The sequence below is a fragment of the Pseudomonas brassicacearum genome (genome assembly GCF_000585995.1).
Classification (GTDB): domain Bacteria; phylum Pseudomonadota; class Gammaproteobacteria; order Pseudomonadales; family Pseudomonadaceae; genus Aquipseudomonas; species Aquipseudomonas brassicacearum_A.
On record NZ_CP007410.1, the window covers coordinates 5,584,154 to 5,600,396 of the forward strand.

At 59.1% G+C, this 16,243-nt stretch carries 12 protein-coding genes and 1 riboswitch; of the genes, 6 read left to right on the forward strand and 6 right to left on the reverse strand.

Translation table 11 applies throughout. The features are described from left to right. Positions 1-22: 22 nt before the first annotated feature. Positions 23-1,123, forward strand: coding sequence for a redox-regulated ATPase YchF (gene ychF / locus CD58_RS23920; protein ID WP_025215461.1), 1,101 nt, complete (start codon positions 23-25; stop codon positions 1,121-1,123). 9 nt (positions 1,124-1,132) lie between these two features. On the opposite strand, the gene CD58_RS30880 is transcribed toward ychF, so the two are convergent. Next, complete coding sequence (locus CD58_RS30880; RefSeq protein WP_144238624.1) at positions 1,133-1,399, reverse strand: hypothetical protein; 267 nt, start codon at positions 1,397-1,399, stop codon at positions 1,133-1,135. Positions 1,400-1,425: 26 nt separating this feature from the next. On the opposite strand from CD58_RS30880, the gene CD58_RS23925 reads away from it, so the two are divergent. After that, positions 1,426-2,634 carry an MFS transporter gene (locus tag CD58_RS23925; RefSeq protein WP_025215462.1) on the forward strand — a complete coding sequence of 403 codons (1,209 nt, stop codon included), beginning with the start codon at positions 1,426-1,428 and terminating at the stop codon, positions 2,632-2,634. A 112-nt stretch (positions 2,635-2,746) separates the two neighbouring features. Here CD58_RS23925 and CD58_RS23930 read toward each other — a convergent pair whose 3' ends face one another. After that, entirely contained in the window at positions 2,747-4,810 is a 2,064-nt protein-coding gene (locus CD58_RS23930) for a calcium-binding protein (protein WP_025215463.1), read from the reverse strand. Positions 4,811-5,114: 304 nt separating this feature from the next. Here CD58_RS23930 and CD58_RS23935 point away from each other — a divergent pair, with 304 nt between their 5' ends. Further along, positions 5,115-6,239: an IS481 family transposase gene (locus CD58_RS23935; RefSeq protein WP_025213442.1), complete on the forward strand. Its 1,125-nt coding sequence runs from the start codon at positions 5,115-5,117 to the stop codon at positions 6,237-6,239. A gap of 903 nt (positions 6,240-7,142) precedes the next feature. Here the strand turns inward: CD58_RS23935 and CD58_RS23940 are convergent. Together CD58_RS23940 and CD58_RS23945 are read right to left on the reverse strand one after the other, a co-directional pair. Beyond that, positions 7,143-7,730 (reverse strand): hypothetical protein, encoded by a 588-nt coding sequence (locus CD58_RS23940; protein ID WP_025215464.1) that lies wholly within the window; start codon positions 7,728-7,730, stop codon positions 7,143-7,145. Between the two features lie 3 nt (positions 7,731-7,733). Beyond that, positions 7,734-8,177 (reverse strand): DUF3592 domain-containing protein, encoded by a 444-nt coding sequence (locus tag CD58_RS23945; RefSeq protein ID WP_025215465.1) that lies wholly within the window; start codon positions 8,175-8,177, stop codon positions 7,734-7,736. Positions 8,178-8,322: 145 nt separating this feature from the next. Next, positions 8,323-8,518, forward strand: a riboswitch (cobalamin riboswitch). Positions 8,519-8,658: 140 nt separating this feature from the next. Here CD58_RS23945 and CD58_RS23950 point away from each other — a divergent pair. The 3 genes from CD58_RS23950 to CD58_RS23960 are packed head-to-tail and all read left to right on the forward strand — an operon-like array spanning position 8,659 to position 11,473. Then, positions 8,659-9,672 carry an ABC transporter substrate-binding protein gene (locus tag CD58_RS23950; RefSeq protein ID WP_038436722.1) on the forward strand — a complete coding sequence of 338 codons (1,014 nt, stop codon included), beginning with the start codon at positions 8,659-8,661 and terminating at the stop codon, positions 9,670-9,672. Positions 9,673-9,680: 8 nt separating this feature from the next. Next, entirely contained in the window at positions 9,681-10,685 is a 1,005-nt protein-coding gene (locus tag CD58_RS23955) for an iron chelate uptake ABC transporter family permease subunit (RefSeq protein WP_038436944.1), read from the forward strand. Continuing rightward, positions 10,682-11,473, forward strand: a complete 792-nt coding sequence (locus CD58_RS23960; RefSeq protein WP_038436723.1) for an ABC transporter ATP-binding protein — start codon at positions 10,682-10,684, stop codon at positions 11,471-11,473. Before CD58_RS23955 ends, CD58_RS23960 begins: the two co-directional genes overlap by 4 nt. A 49-nt stretch (positions 11,474-11,522) precedes the next feature. On the opposite strand, the gene CD58_RS23965 is transcribed toward CD58_RS23960, so the two are convergent. Further along, a complete protein-coding gene (locus CD58_RS23965) occupies positions 11,523-13,748 on the reverse strand; it encodes an OsmC domain/YcaO domain-containing protein (RefSeq protein ID WP_025215469.1) in 2,226 nt (741 codons plus the stop codon). Positions 13,749-13,927: 179 nt separating this feature from the next. After that, the gene (gene metE, locus CD58_RS23970) at positions 13,928-16,216 is read right to left on the reverse strand and encodes a 5-methyltetrahydropteroyltriglutamate--homocysteine S-methyltransferase (protein ID WP_025215470.1); all 2,289 of its coding nucleotides are present in this window, start codon (positions 16,214-16,216) and stop codon (positions 13,928-13,930) included. Positions 16,217-16,243 lie beyond the last annotated feature (27 nt).

Sequence of the window (16,243 nt, forward strand, 5' to 3'; positions counted from 1 at the left end):
CACTTATCCGAGGGGAAACACCATGGGATTCAATTGCGGCATCGTCGGCCTGCCTAACGTCGGCAAGTCCACCCTGTTCAACGCCCTGACCAAATCCGGTATCGCGGCCGAGAACTTCCCCTTCTGCACCATCGAGCCGAACACCGGCATCGTGCCGATGCCCGATCCGCGCCTGGACGCCCTGGCGGCCATCGTGATCCCGGAGCGCGTACTGCCGACCACCATGGAGTTCGTCGACATCGCCGGCCTGGTGGCCGGTGCCTCGAAGGGTGAAGGCTTGGGCAACAAGTTCCTGGCCAACATCCGCGAAACCGATGCCATCGCCCACGTGGTCCGCTGCTTCGAAGACGAGAACGTGATTCACGTTTCCAACAGCGTCGACCCGAAACGCGATATCGAGATCATCGACCTGGAACTGATCTTCGCCGACCTCGACAGCTGCGAGAAGCAACTGCAAAAAGTCGCTCGCAACGCCAAGGGCGGCGACAAAGACGCCGTCGCCCAGAAAGCCTTGCTCGAGCAACTGATCGCCCACTTCACCCTGGGCAAACCGGCACGCAGCCTGATCAAGAACATGGGCGCCGATGAGAAGCAAATCATTCGCGGCTTCCACCTGCTGACCACCAAACCGGTCATGTACATCGCCAACGTTGCCGAAGATGGTTTCGAGAACAACCCGCTGCTGGACGTGGTGAAAGCCATCGCTGAAGAAGAAGGCGCGATGGTCGTACCGGTCTGCAACAAGATCGAAGCGGAAATCGCCGAGCTTGAAGACGGCGAAGAAAAGGACATGTTCCTGGAGGCCCTGGGCCTGGAAGAACCTGGCCTGAACCGCGTAATCCGCGCCGGCTATGAAATGCTCAACCTGCAGACGTACTTCACCGCTGGCGTAAAAGAAGTGCGCGCCTGGACCGTACGCGTCGGCGCCACCGCGCCACAAGCCGCGGCCGTGATCCACACCGACTTCGAGAAAGGCTTCATTCGCGCCGAAGTCATCGCCTACGACGATTTCATCCAGTACAAGGGCGAAGCCGGCGCCAAGGAAGCGGGTAAATGGCGTCTGGAAGGCAAGGAATACATCGTCAAGGATGGCGACGTGATGCACTTCCGCTTTAACGTCTAACCCGCCCCGCTACGCCGCTTCCACGCAGCATTCAAAAAGCCCCGTTATCGCCTCGCGATGCGGGGCTTTTGTGTTGGAGCAACTCATTGCAATTTCAGAACCGTCCGACATCAATCCGTCGCCCGATCCCCTAGCCTTCGTTTGCTTGAACAGCAGCGACGTGTACCGTGTTGTCCTGCCCAAATAAGGTGTAACAGCCCATTCGTAGGCGTGCTCAAATGACCAGCCGCCGGTTTGCCATCCCATAGTTTGTGTTACAGGCAGCGGGTTATTCATCAGTGTCACATGATAAAGGAAGCATCATGGCAAACCCCTACCGCGAACTTTTCTCCACCCCGGGCGCCATCGGGCTAGTGATTACGAGCGCCATTGCCCGTCTGCCACAGGCAATGATCGGCATTGGCATCATCACCATGTTGGTGCAGCAGACAGGACTTTATTGGCTGGCTGGCGCGGTCGCCGGTACTTATACCCTGGCGACTGCGCTTATCGGTCCGCAAGTATCGAAACTTGTCGACCGGCGGGGGCAACGCCGGGTTCTGTCCCCTTTGGCGACCTTCAGCACCAGTATGCTGCTCGCGCTGATCATTGCCGTGTATATGAGCGCTCCGGTCACACTACTATTTATTCTCGCGGCATTGGCAGGCACGATGCCAAGCATGCCCGCCATGATAAGGGCACGCTGGATACAGCTTTTCCGTGGCAAGCCACAGCTACACACAGCCTTTTCCCTGGATACAGTCATAACTGAACTAGCCTTTGTCATCGGCCCACCACTTGCCATTGGTTTGAGCATCAACTTTTTCGCCCAAGCCGGGCCCCTTGCTGCGGTCTTGTTGTTGGTGGTCGGCGTGACGGCGTTTCTTATGCAGCGGCAGACGGAACCGAAGGTGGTCGTGGGCACGGCAAGGAGCACAGGGTCGACCTTGCTTATCCCCGGTGTTCCTACCATCGTGCTCGCACTGTTGGCGATGGGCGTAATTGGAGGATCCGTTGACGTGGCGGTTGTCGCCTTCGCCAACGCACAGGGCTGGCCGGCGTCTGCCAGCTTCATCCTGGCAGCCTATGCCCTCGGCTCACTGATCGCAGGCCTGACGTTCGGCGCCTTAAGGGTTTCCATGCCGATTGATCAGCAGTTTTTTATCGGGTCGCTGGTAACGGCAGTCACTGCTGTGTTGCCCATTCTTTCACCGAACGTCTATGTCCTTTCCGGGATGCTATTTGTGGCAGGCGTGTCGTTTGCGCCAACGATGGTCATCATCATGAATCTCGGTACGATGATTGTTCCGCCTTCCAGGATCACCGAAGGGTTTACGTGGATGTCGACCGGCGTCAGCATCGGCGTAGCGCTCGGCGGTGTATTGGCGGGCTTGGTCATCGACGTTTGTGGCGCGCAGGCAGGGTTCGGCGTCGCGATTGTCGCGGGCCTGGCCATGGTGCTCATAGTGCTTCTAGGGCTGCGCACACTGCGCACTTCGTCTGCAACTAGTCACGAAATCACCTTCCAGTGATATGCATTACTGGACTTGATGCATGCCTCGATTTCCAGAACCCTTTCAGCGTGGAGGCGCTAGCCGGCGGGGCGTGGCAGCAATCACTGCCACGCCACTTCTCATGTGGCCGTCAAGTCAATAGATGCCCTGGATCGATCTCCGGGGCAACCCCAATCAGCCCTACCTGCGCGTCGGGCGCAAAGATCATGTCGTCGTCTTCAAGGTTTTCCCGCCAGTCCCCGACAAGCGCGATCTGGAACCAGTGGCCTTGTGCGTCCGCTTCCGCATCCTTCAGATAAGTGCGGTCCAGCTCCTTGTTGTAAACCATCTCCAGCGTAGTGCCCGTTCCATCTCCGAAAGCGGTATAGCCCAGGGTCGATACATCGATCTTGTCGTCAACCGTAAAGCCTTCAATAAGGTCGGCAAAGCTCTGGTTGTCAGTGCGGTAGCTGTCCTCGGTAGAGGTATAGCGGAACACGTCGTCGTTTTGGTGGTTATCTGTCCACAACGAGATGTCGCTTCTATCCCCGCCGTTGAGGCGGTCGGCGCCCGCCCCGCCAATGATGACATCAGCTCCAGCACCGCCGTTGATACGGTCATTGCCGCCCAGGCCATAGATGATTTCCGACAAGGCAGAACCGGTAATCGTATTGTTGGCCGACGTACCTTCAACAGTGGGCGAGGTGAACACCAGGTTGGTGCTGTCCAGTTGCCCCACCAGGTTGCCGTCCAAGGCCAATTCAAACCGTTGCCCGGAGGCATCCGCGTCGTAGCTCTTGAGGTAGGTGCGAGTGCCGTCTGCGCTGGCCACAACAGCCAAGGTGCCGTCATGGCCGTTGCCAATGCCGGTGAAGCCCAGGGCAGTCAGGTCGATGCGGTCCTCAGAGGCGTCGAAGTCCTGGACCCGGTCGCTGTTGTTTTGCGTGGCCGTGCGGAAACTGTCGTTCAGTTCGGTAAAGCGGAAGATGTCAGCGCCAGCGCCACCTTGCAGAAAGTCGCGTCCACCGTTGCCTTGGAGTACATCATCACCCGCCAAGCCGTGGATGATTTCGGTGGCATCGGTCCCCTGCAAGATTTCTTCACCCGCATACCCGTCCACATGGAGCTTGCCGTCCTGGCTGCCGAAACTAGTATCCACACTGCCATCCGCGTTCAAGCGGATGACGCTGAAGTCCCCATTGCTCGTGCCGGCAGCCAGGATCTTGCCATCGCCTTGTACCGTCAGAGCCACAGGCGTGTCGGCCTCGAAGGTCACCATGCCATTGGAGCCAAAGCCGGTATCAAAGGAGCCGTCAGCGTTAAGCCGCGCTACAGTCGCCAAGGTGCTGCCTTCGCCATGGCCCATGACGATGATCTTGCCATCAGCCTGCACGGTGACCACTGAATCTTCGCCAAACCCCATGGCGCTGCTCAAGTAGAGGACACCGTCATCACCGAAATGGGTATCTGGCTGGCCGTCGGGGTTGAAGCGCTGCAGGGCGTACATTGGATCACCCGCGCCGGCGGCATTGTACGCAGCCCCGATCACAACACCTCCATCTGCCTGCACCGCAGTGGAAATCCCGCCGTTGTAGTAGGCGTCTTCGGGAATGTTGACGGTCAGCACGCCATGGTTACCGAAGCCGTCGACGAAGGTGCCGTCATTGCCGATCCTGGTCACTGTGGCCTGGTCAAACCCGCGGGCACTGACCTGGAATGTGCCATCGGTATTGGCCGTCAGGTCGATGTCCTTGAAGGCGTGGTTGATGTCGACCGAGATAGCGCCGTTTTGGCCGAAGGTGGCATCGCGTGTTCCGTCGCTGTTGAAGCGCTCCACCTGTAGGCCGGTTTCCAGCGCGATAGCGATAAGCACCTTGCCATCGGGCTGCACCGCCGTCAGCTCGTAGCGCGACGCTGGGGCTATGGCAGCCGGTATGCTGTCGACGCCACCCTCATGGAAGCTGGTGTCCAGGCTACCGTCCGCGTTCAGGCGGATAACGGAATGGTTCTGTTCGTAGCCGTAGCTTTCCTCGCCTGGCGCCCCGGGGTATCCCCATGCCAGGTACTCGGTATAGCCGCCGACCAATATCTTGCCGTCGGGCTGGATAACGATGCTCTGGTTATCATCGAACTGGCCGGTGAGGTCGACCTGGACAGTGCCCGGGCCGGTTCTCACGGTATGGGTATTTGCCATCGTGCTGTCGGTGGTTGCCATGGGTTAATCCTTTAACGGGTGTTGAATCCGTCACTCTAGTAGAGCGATAAGGAATCGCACGCGGCTCCATCGTTGGCACCAGCAGCGTCCGACCGGTGGTTTGTTGTAGGCGCTTGGCTTCGCTGATTCTTCTCAGGACTTAGATTTGGGTGTATATCCTTTTTTTTGGTAACGGCCACTGGCGGTTCCGCTCTTACAGCGGGTCACTTTTGGAAAAGCGCTGTACGGACCGGACACATGGTTGACGGGTGTGCGGGGACATGGTGGACACTTTCCAGCGAGCCAATTTCGCCGGAAAGCCATCATGCCCTGGACCACGAGAGACGCCATGAGCCTGAAAGAAGAGTTCGTTGCCTTAGCACGGCAACCCGGCAGCAATAAACGTGAGCTGTGTCGACGATTCGGCATCAGCCCGCAAACAGCCTACAAGTGGCTAGATCGCTACAAGGCGCATGGTCAGCAGGGTCTGCAAGAGAAGTCCCGCAGACCCGCGACCAGCCCCAAACTGACCCAGGCCGCCATGGAGGCACAAGTCGTCGCCCTTAGGCAGGCCCATCCGGCATGGGGCGGACGCACGATTAGCAGCCTGTTGGAAAAGCGTATCGCCCCCAGCACCGTCACCAATGTCTTGCACCGGCACGGCCTGATCCAGCCTTCTCAGAGAGAGCAATCGGCAACGCTGAGATTTGAACACGACGCGCCTAATGATCTTTGGCAGATGGATTTCAAAGGGCATTTTGCGCTGCAACAAGGTCGATGCCATCCCCTGACCCTGCTGGACGATCACTCTCGGTTCAGCCTAGCCATTGAGGCTTGTGACAACGAACGGGGAGCCACGGTGAAGGAGAGGATGATCGAGGTTTTTCAACGCTATGGCTTGCCGGCGCGTATCAACGTCGATAACGGCCCACCTTGGGGCTCGCCACGCAATCCGGGTGAAGTGACAGAGCTGAGTATCTGGCTGATTCGCCTGGGGATCCGGATCAGTTTCAGCCGTCCTCGCCATCCTCAAACCAATGGAAAGATCGAACGTTTCCACCGCTCACTCAAAGCAGAGGTGCTGGATGGGCGTCATTTTTCCACGCTAATGGACGCTCAATCGGCTTTTGATCGATGGCGTGAGGTTTATAACCTGCAGCGCCCCCATCAGGCGCTGGGCTACAAGGTGCCTATGGACCGCTATCGGAGCAGCCCCTGGGCGTATCCGCAGCAACTGTCAGAGTTTGAATATGGTCCGGATGATGTGTTGGCCAAGGTGTATCACAGTCGATTTCGCTTCCAGAAACGCTACTTCAGCATCGCCAAAGGACTGGTAGGACAGCACATCGCAATACGCCCTAACGCTGAAAGCGATGGCTTGTTTGACGTCTATTTCTGCCATCACTTTTTACGGACCTTCGACGTGAATAACCCTGACTACGGCGCATAATGTGTCCACTATGTCTCCGCACAGGTGTCAACCATGTGTCCGGTCCGTACAGAAAAGCGCCAAAAGTAACCAAAAACGCTTTGCCCCACCACTCGGTGCCTCGCTAGGGCTCGGCATGCCCGAACGTAGGTATTGCTCCGTGGGCCGCCGCGAAGGGCCATCCATGGCCCAGCGCGGCTACCTCGGCATCCATGCCGAGGTGCCCACTGCGCAATACCTACGTTCGGCCAGCGTGGTTAATGGGGCGTCGAGATCAAGATCAAGATCTAAAGCAGAGCAAGAGCGGGGTATATCCAGCATCTATGTGGCTGGACCACCGCTATCGCGAGCAAGCTCGCTCCCACAGGATACGCAGGTGTTCACAGCATCTGCACACGACACAAAAAAACTGTGGGAGCGAGCTTGCTCGCGATGAGGCCAGCCCCTTCAACATCTTCATCGACAGTGACATCGCCTTCGCGAGCAAGCCCGCTCCCACAGGAGGAACGCGTACACCCCGAACCAGGTCGGCTATCAGGCCGCCTCGCTTTGGCTTTTGATCTGGGGCGCCCCGTTAAACCACGCTGGCCGAACGCAGGCATTGTGGAGTGGGCATCCCGGCATGGATGCCGGGATAGCCGCGCTGGGCCATGGATGGCCCTTCGCGGCGGGCCCACGGAGCAATGCCGGAGAGAGGGCATGCCGAGCCCTAGCGAGGCACCGAGTGGTGGGGCAAGAGCGTTTTGCTTACTTTTGCGCTCCTCAAAAGTGAGCCGCTGTAAGAGCGGAACCGCCAGCAGCCGTTACCGCAGAAACGGATATACACACAAACCCAAAAATCCAAGACGAGCCCCAAAAAAAGGTGCCATCCCCCTCAGGAAGAAGCACCGTTTTTTCTAATCGGCACCGTGGCCTCGCCCCAGGCTAGAACAGATAGCCTATGTAAATCGCAGCGCCACCACCGGCCTGCAGGCCAGCGTTCATGCCAGCCATGACCACCGCCCCCTTGGCCGACTTCGCCAACCGCTGGTTGACCAGCGTAGAAGCAATGAGCGAGGTCGCCGGGTTGGCACTCAGCGCCATCGACAACGCCAGCAACTTGGGATCAAGCCCAAACAACAGCGCCGTGGCCGAACCACCGATGCCCAGGCCCACCCCTACTTCGGTGTACATGCAAGGCCCGGTGATGTCGTCACTGGTCAGGTCGCGACTGACCAACGCATCGCTGACAAACACCTTGCCGGTGCTGGGAAATGCCTCCGCCGCGCCGGCCGCAGCTACACCCTTGCCCTTGATCTGGATATTGATCTTGCCGAAACGCGGCAGCCGCGCACCAAATCCGACACCCACCCCGACGCCGCCGTAGCGGTAGCTGATGTCCTCGCCCTCGGGCGAACGCAGGATGATCGAACCGCCACTGCCCGCCACCATGACCACGGTCAGGCCACCGCCGCTGGCGGTCTGATACTGCCAGCGACTTTCGTTGACCGGGATCGGGATGTTGTTGCTCATACCTTAAAGTCCTTTATGTGAATGAACCGCACCGCGACCGCGCTGACGGATAGCCTTTGCCAGACCGACAAGCGTGAACACCAGGCCGATAAGCCCCAGGACTCCGGAAGTGCCCCACAGCGCGGCCGAGTCATCGACGATGGCGCTGTTGGCCGGCTGCTCGGGCAGGTAATGCACCCGCACCGGCTGCCCCTGCTGATAGCCGAAGATGAAGCCGCCCTGGGGGTAGGAGATTTTTTCACCACTGCCCGTGGTGAAGGCGATCTCTGGATGCGAACCACCGGCATTCAAGTGGCTGACGATGCCATCGGCGGTCTGTGCGCGGTCGAGAAACTCGCGTCGCTCAAGCGTGAGATTGATGGCAATGCTCAACAAGCCGATACCAATCAGGGCAAACAGCAGGCCCAGCAATATCTTCCCGATGTGTGACGGGGTGTAGTTAGCCATGGCTTGTCTCAGTGTTCGTCCATGAAGAGGGCCGTCAGGATAGCAAGAAGCGACGCTGTGCCGCACCTCCAGAAAATCATTCCCGGAATCGCACGACGCCAGGAGAAGGCCTCTCAGAGGTCAGTGGTGATAAACACCCTGATCGACTACCATGCCGACCGCCGGTTCCCCAACGGGACTAATAGGGAATCCGAGATGCCTCGCACGGCATCAAACGGAACTGCCCCCGCAACTGTAGGTGCTGAGCCTGCTCCACAATGGCCACTGGGATCGCCCCGGGAAGGCTGGAGCCAGGCGATGACGCATCAGTCAGGAGACCTGCCGGCCAAGTCAATCACTAACCGGCGGGGTGTCCGGGAAGGACATCCTTGCGCTGCGCGTCACTGGGCCGATCGGCACTTCAGTGCTTTAGCGGCAGCGTTCGATGATGTGTTTTCCAGTCCGTCCCCTGCTCCGTGTACGGTCAACTGGAGATTGCATCATGCTGCTGCCCCGCCTTGTCCCCCTCGTCATTGCCCTGGGTCTGCCGTGCCTCGCCCATGCGGCCCCGACTCAATACCCCCTGACCCTCGAGAACTGCGGCAGCACGCTGACCTTTGAGCAATCACCCAGTCGCGCCGTGACCATCGGCCAGGCCGGCACTGAAATGCTCTATGCCATGGGGTTGAGCGACAAGGTGGTCGGCACTTCGCTCTGGTTCAACGATGTGCAGGTGAAATACAAGGCGCAGGACGACAAGATCGAACGCCTGGCCGATAACGAGCCGAGCTTCGAGGGGGTGATCGGCAAACGTCCGCAGTTGGTGGTGGCGGAACTGGAATGGACGGTCGGACCGCAAGGCGTGGTCGGCACCCGCCAGCAGTTTCACGAACTGAAGATCCCGACCTACTTGATGCCCTCCGATTGCGAGGCCAAGGATAATCTGGTCGGTGCGGATGGCACGCGGCTGGAGGCGTTTCGCATCGACAGTATCTACAAGAGCATCAGCCAGTTGGCTGAAATCTTCGACGTACAGGAGCGTGGCCAGCAGTTGAACGCTCAACTCAAGGACAGCCTGGCGAAGTCTATCGCCACGGTGCAGGCCAAGGACCTCAAGCAGACGAGCGCGCTGTTCTGGTTCTCCAGCGCCAGTTTGGACATCGACCCCTATGTGGCTGGGCACAAGGGCGTTCCTGACTTCATGCTCAGTACCCTGGGCGTGCGCAACGTGATCGAGTCCGACGAGGAATGGCCGACCGTCGGCTGGGAAACCATCGCCAAGGCCAACCCGACCTTCCTGGTCATTGCCCGCATGGATCGCCGACGCTTTCCGGCTGACGACCATGAAAAGAAGCTGCAATTCCTGCGCAGTGACCCGGTGACCCGTAATATGGACGCGGTGAAAAACAACCGCATCATCATTCTCGATGCGATGGCCATGCAAGCCAGCATCAGAATGTTCGACGGCCTGGAAACCCTGGCAACGGCCATCAGCGGCTACGACCTGCCGAAATGACTTCGACGCTGATTCGAACGTTGCTGGCATTGGTCACGCTGCTTCTGGCGGTGATTGCCGGCGTGACCATCGGTGAAACGAGCATTGAGCCGAGCGTGGTGTTCCAGGTGCTGGCCAACAAACTGTGGGCCGCAGGTTATGCCCTCGACCCGATAGACGAAGGCATCGTCTGGAACTACCGCCTGACCCGTGCGCTGGTGGCGGCGGCCTGCGGCGCGGGCCTGGCGACCTGCGGGGTGATCTTGCAATCGCTGTTGCGTAACCCGTTGGCCGATCCTTACCTGCTCGGCATCTCCGCCGGCGCCTCGACAGGCGCGGTACTGGTGGCGCTGCTGGGCATTGGGGCGGGGCTGGTTTCGTTGTCGGTCGGGGCTTTTGCCGGGGCCGTTGCCGCGTTCGCCGTGGTTGTTTTGCTGGCCCGTGCCAGCCGCTCACCCGCAGGCACCGGGCAGATCATCCTGGCCGGGATTGCCGGCTCGCAGTTGTTCAATGCGCTCACCGCGTTTCTGATTACCAAGTCTGCCAGCTCCGAACAAGCTCGCGGCATCATGTTCTGGTTGCTGGGAAATCTCAGTGGGGTGCGTTGGCCGTCGGTGTGGCTGTCGGTGCCCGTGGCATTGATCGGTCTCGCGGTGTGCCTGTGGCATCGACGAGCGCTGGACGCCTTTACCTTTGGCGCCGACTCGGCCGCCTCCCTTGGCATTCCGGTACGCCGGGTGCAATTTCTGCTGATCAGCTGCGCGGCACTGGTGACTGCGGTGATGGTGTCGATTGTTGGCTCCATCGGTTTCGTCGGGCTGGTCATTCCCCATGCCGTGCGTTTGTTGCTGGGTACCCGGCATGCGCGCCTGTTGCCGGCGAGTGCGTTGGGTGGCGCGGTGTTCCTGATCGCCGCCGACGTCTTCTCTCGAACGCTGATCAAAGGCCAAGTGATCCCGGTCGGCGTCATCACCGCACTGGTGGGCGCTCCGGTGTTCGCGTTGATCCTGATCGGTCGGAGAAATGCCCGATGAATGCCGTCACCTCTGTTATCGGCGAACCCGTGCTGAGTTGCTCCGGCCTCGGGTTCCAGATACGCGACGCCGAGTTGCTACACGATATCCACCTGGACATCCGTCGAGGCGAAACCCTGGGCCTCGTCGGGCCCAACGGTTCGGGAAAATCCACACTGCTCAAACTGCTGGCGGGTGTGCGTACGCCCAGCCGGGGCGACATTCACCTCAACAACCAGCCCCTCAAGACACTGGCACGGCGAACCGTCGCGCAGACCCTGGCCGTGGTTGAGCAACAGGCCGACACACTGGATGCGATCAGCGTGTTCGACGCCGTTGCGTTGGGCCGAACGCCGTGGTTATCGGCCTTGAGTCCGTGGTCACACGAAGACGCGGCCATCGTCCAGCAGGCGCTGTGGGACGTCGATGCGGCACACTTGAAAAACCGCACCTGGCACAGTCTGTCCGGCGGTGAACGCCAACGTGTTCACATCGCTCGGGCACTGGCCCAACGTCCGCAGATTCTATTGCTGGACGAACCCACCAATCACTTGGATATCCAGCATCAGCTCGCCATTCTAAAAGTGGTGCAAGCGCTACCTGTCACGACGGTCATCGCCCTGCATGACCTGAACCAGGCGTTAACCTGTGACCGCCTGGCAGTACTGGAATGGGGCCGGCTGGTGGCCCTCGGCAAACCTCTGGAGGTGCTGACTCCGCAACGCTTGCAGGATACGTTCGGCGTGCACGCCCATTACCTGATCGACCCTTTCGACGGCGCGCAGATCCTGCGATTTCGTTCCGTTTGACTGAATCCCGGGGTCCGGAAAAAACCGAACCTCATGCAAGTGCCGGGATTTAGCCAATCGACGGGGCGAGTCCAGAAGATAAAGCCGACACATTGGCCCGCGCCGCGTGCAGTTTTTTGTAGCTGTCGATCAGGCGCAGGTGTCTATCGAGACCCTCCAGTTTCATGCTGGTCGGCGTCAAGCCATGGAAGCGCACGCTGCCATCCACCGAGCCGATCGCCGCATCCATCCGTTCGTTGCCAAACATCCGGCGGAAATTGGCCTCGTAGTCTTCCAGTTCCAGGTCTTCGTCCAGCTGCATCTCCAGCACCACATTCACGGCCTGGTAGAACAACCCGCGCTCAACCGTGTTGTCGTTGTACTGCAAGAAGGTTTCCACCGCTTCCTTCGCCTCTTCAAACTGCTGCAAGGCCAGATAGATCAGCAGCTTCAACTCCAGGATCGTTAACTGGCCCCAAGCCGTGTTGTCATCGAACTCGATGCCGATCAAGGTGGTGATGTCGGTGTAGTCGTCCAGCTCGCTTTCCACCAGACGCTCGACCAGCGCTTGCAGTTCGTCTTCGTCCAGGCGATGCAGGTTCAGGATGTCGGCGCGGAAAAACAGCGCTTTGTTGGTGTTATCCCAGACCAGATCGTCCACGGGATAGATTTCCGAATAGCCCGGCACCAGGATGCGACACGCTTTCGCGCCGATATGCTCGTAGACCGCCATGTACACTTCCTTGCCCATGCCTTCGAGAATGCCGAACAAGGTCGCGGCCTCCTCGGCATTCGAGTTTTCACCCTGGCCGGAGAAGTCCCACTCCACGAACTCGTAATCGGACTTGGCGCTGAAAAAGCGCCACGACACCACGCCGCTGGAGTCGATGAAGTGCTCGACGAAGTTATTCGGCTCGGTCACCGCATGACCTTCGAACGTCGGCTGGGGCAAGTCATTGAGGCCTTCGAAACTGCGGCCCTGCAACAATTCGGTCAGGCTGCGTTCCAGCGCCACTTCCAGGCTCGGGTGTGCGCCGAACGAGGCAAACACACCGCCGGTACGCGGGTTCATCAACGTGACGCACATCACCGGGAATTCCCCTCCCAGGGATGCATCCTTCACCAGGACGGGGAACCCCTGCTCTTCCAGCGCCTGAATACCGGCCATAATTCCCGGGTACTTCGCCAGCACACTGGACGGTACATCTGGCAGGGCAAATTCACCTTCGATGATCTCGCGTTTTACCGCACGCTCGAAAATCTCCGACAGACATTGCACCTGAGCTTCGGCCAGGGTGTTACCGGCGCTCATGCCGTTGCTCAGGAACAGGTTTTCAATCAGGTTGGACGGGAAATACACCACCTCGCCGTCCGACTGGCGCACGTACGGCAGCGAGCAGATGCCGCGCTCTTCATTACCCGAGTTGGTGTCGATCAGGTGGGAGCCACGCAGCTCGCCGTCGCGGTTGTAGATTTTCAGGCAGTACTCGTCGAGGATTTCCGCCGGCAGCGCATCTTTACGGCCAGGCTTGAACCAGCGTTCGTCCGGGTAATGCACAAACGCCGCGTTGGCGATGTCTTCGCCCCAGAACTGATCGTTGTAGAAAAAGTTGCAGTTCAGTCGCTCGATGAATTCGCCCAACGCCGACGCCAGTGCGCTCTCTTTGGTCGCGCCCTTGCCATTGGTAAAACACATCGGCGAGTGTGCATCGCGAATATGCAGCGACCACACATTGGGAACAATATTGCGCCACGAAGCGATCTCAATCTTCATGCCCAGGTCCGCCAAAATACCCGACATATTGGCGATGGTTTGCTCCAGCGGCAGGTCCTTGCCGGCGATATAGGTGCCGGCTTGGGAAACCGAGTTCGGCATCAGCAACGCCTGGGCATCGGCGTCGAGGTTTTCCACCTCTTCAATGACGAACTCAGGTCCGGCTTGCACGACCTTCTTCACCGTACAACGGTCGATGGAACGCAAAATGCCTTGGCGGTCTTTGTCGCTGATATCTGCCGGCAGCTCGACCTGGATCTTGAAGATCTGGTTGTAGCGATTTTCCGGGTCAACAATATTGTTTTGCGACAGGCGAATGTTATCGGTGGGGATATTGCGCGTCTGACAATACAGCTTCACAAAGTAAGCCGCGCACAACGCCGATGAAGCCAGAAAGTAATCGAACGGCCCGGGGGCCGAGCCATCGCCTTTGTAGCGGATAGGTTGATCGGCCACCACCGTAAAGTCATCAAACTTGGCTTCAAGTCGAAGGTTGTCGAGAAAGTTGACCTTGATTTCCATACGGGATTACCAGCATAACGAGCAAAAAATAGGCGGCCATTATCCGCTTTTTCAATCGGAAGTCTTGTGCTTTAGCCCACCATCGCCAAGCGGGTTGCACTCGCGCGCCATGTCCGGTGCTCAATGAAAAAACCGAAGCACAGTGAAGTGCTTCGGTTGGGTGTCATGCTGGTAAAGCGTCAAGCCAACTCTTTACGCAGACGCCGTGCCGCGCTGACCATGTGCACCAGCGCCGCTTCGGTTTCCTGCCAGCCGCGGGTTTTCAGGCCGCAGTCGGGGTTGACCCATAGACGCTCGGCGGGAATACGCTTGGCGGCTTTACGCAACAAGTTGGCCATTTCCGAGGCATCCGGAACCCGGGGCGAATGGATGTCGTAGACCCCGGGGCCTATGTCATTCGGGTAGTCGAAGGCTTCGAACGCATCCAGCAATTCCATGTCCGAACGCGAAGTCTCGATGGTGATGACGTCGGCATCCATGTCCGCTATGGACTTGATGACGTCGTTGAACTCGCTGTAGCACATGTGTGTATGGATCTGCGTTTCGTCACGCACGCCAGATGCGCTCAGACGGAACGCCTCCACCGCCCAGTCCAGGTACGCCTGCCATTGCGCCCGGCGCAGCGGCAGACCTTCACGGAACGCCGCTTCGTCGATCTGCACGATCTTGATGCCGGCCGTTTCCAGGTCGAGCACTTCATCTCGCAGGGCCAGGGCCAGTTGTTGGGCCTGGACTTTGCGCGATACATCTTCGCGCGGGAACGACCACATCAGCATGGTCACCGGTCCGGTCAGCATGCCCTTCATGACTTTGTCAGTCAGGCCTTGGGCATAGCGAATCCACTCCACCGTCATGGCTTTCGGACGACTCAGGTCACCGACAATCACCGCCGGCTTAACACAACGCGAACCGTAGCTTTGCACCCAACCGAAACGGGTGAACGCATAGCCGTCCAGTTGCTCGGCGAAGTATTCGACCATGTCGTTACGCTCGGCTTCGCCGTGTACCAGCACATCCAGCCCCAAGCGTTCCTGGACCAGGACGGCGTGGCGGATCTCGCTGTGCATCGCGTCGGTGTATTGCGCTTCGCTCAGCTTGCCTTGTTTGAACGACTGGCGAGCGAGGCGAATAGAGGCGGTTTGCGGGAACGATCCAATGGTGGTGGTCGGGAACAACGGCAAGTTCAAACCCGCGCGTTGTTTCTCGATTCGTTGGGCAAACAGGGAATGGCGCTGACTGTCCTTGGCGGTGATCGCGGCAACACGAGCCTGAACCGCCGGCTTATGAATACGTGGCGAGGCCACACGGTCAGCCTGGACGGCGCGACTTTGTGCCAGTGCCTGGAGCACCTTCGCAGCCTCCGGCTCATTCACGGCCAGAGCCAACACCGCGACTTCTTCGCACTTCTGCACGGCAAAGGCCAGCCAGCTTTTCAGTTCGGCATCGAGCTTATCTTCACGGTCCAGGTCGACCGGGCTGTGCAACAACGAGCAGGACGGTGCGACCCACAAGCGATCCCCCAGACGCTCGCTGGCATGTTGCAGCGTGGCCAATGCGGCTTCCAGGTCGCAACGCCATACGTTGCGGCCGTTGACCACGCCCAGCGACAGCACTTTGTAGGCGGGCAAGCGATCCAGAATCGTCGGGTACTGTTCCGGGGCACGCACCAGGTCGATGTGCAAGCCATCGACCGGCAGGTTGGCGGCCAGGCCCAGGTTCTCCTCCAGACCACCGAAGTAGGTGGCGACCAGCTTTTTCAACGGATCACGCTGAATCAGGTTGTAGGCACGCTCAAAAGCGTTTTTCCATTCTTGCGGCAGATCGAGGACCAGGATCGGCTCGTCGATTTGCACCCACTCGACACCCTGTGCGGCCAGGCGCTGGAAGATCTGGCCGTACAGCGGCAGCAGACGATCCAGCAGTTCAAGCTTGTCGAATTCGGCACCCTTGGCCTTGCCCAGCCACAGGTAAGTCAGCGGGCCAATGATCACTGGCTTGACGTTGTGACCCAGTGCAAGCGCTTCTTCGACTTCTTCGAACAGTTGATCCCAGCCGAGCTGGAACTGCTGGTCTGCACTGAATTCAGGGACAAGGTAGTGGTAGTTCGTGTCAAACCACTTGGTCATTTCCTGGGCATGCGCACCGCCACAGCAGCTGTCGCTGACGCCGCGAGCCATGTCGAACAGGGTGTGCAACGAAGCCTGGCCATCCGCCGGACGGAAGCGTTCAGGGATCACACCGAACATCAGGGAATGGGTGAGGACCTGGTCATACCAGGCAAAGTCGCCGACCGGCAACAGCTCAATGCCAGCGTTTTTCTGCAAGTCCCAGTGGGTTTTGCGCAGCTCACGACCAACGGCACGCAAACCCTCTTCGTTTAGCTCGCCCTTCCAGAAAGCCTCTTGTGCTTTCTTCAGTTCGCGGTCGCGGCCAATGCGCGGAAATCCAAGGGAATGGGCCAATGCCATGACAAATATCTCCAATGTGCTTGATAG

What these genes read in the sequence shown, in the direction of transcription:
- ychF (WP_025215461.1), top strand. Translation starts at nt 23, where the DNA reads ATGGGATTCAATTGCGGCATCGTCGGCCTGCCTAACGTCGGCAAGTCC.
- CD58_RS30880 (WP_144238624.1), bottom strand. Translation starts at nt 1,399, where the DNA reads ATGAATAACCCGCTGCCTGTAACACAAACTATGGGATGGCAAACCGGC.
- CD58_RS23925 (WP_025215462.1), top strand. Translation starts at nt 1,426, where the DNA reads ATGGCAAACCCCTACCGCGAACTTTTCTCCACCCCGGGCGCCATCGGG.
- CD58_RS23930 (WP_025215463.1), bottom strand. Translation starts at nt 4,810, where the DNA reads ATGGCAACCACCGACAGCACGATGGCAAATACCCATACCGTGAGAACC.
- CD58_RS23935 (WP_025213442.1), top strand. Translation starts at nt 5,115, where the DNA reads ATGCCCTGGACCACGAGAGACGCCATGAGCCTGAAAGAAGAGTTCGTT.
- CD58_RS23940 (WP_025215464.1), bottom strand. Translation starts at nt 7,730, where the DNA reads ATGAGCAACAACATCCCGATCCCGGTCAACGAAAGTCGCTGGCAGTAT.
- CD58_RS23945 (WP_025215465.1), bottom strand. Translation starts at nt 8,177, where the DNA reads ATGGCTAACTACACCCCGTCACACATCGGGAAGATATTGCTGGGCCTG.
- CD58_RS23950 (WP_038436722.1), top strand. Translation starts at nt 8,659, where the DNA reads ATGCTGCTGCCCCGCCTTGTCCCCCTCGTCATTGCCCTGGGTCTGCCG.
- CD58_RS23960 (WP_038436723.1), top strand. Translation starts at nt 10,682, where the DNA reads ATGAATGCCGTCACCTCTGTTATCGGCGAACCCGTGCTGAGTTGCTCC.
- CD58_RS23965 (WP_025215469.1), bottom strand. Translation starts at nt 13,748, where the DNA reads ATGGAAATCAAGGTCAACTTTCTCGACAACCTTCGACTTGAAGCCAAG.
- metE (WP_025215470.1), bottom strand. Translation starts at nt 16,216, where the DNA reads ATGGCATTGGCCCATTCCCTTGGATTTCCGCGCATTGGCCGCGACCGC.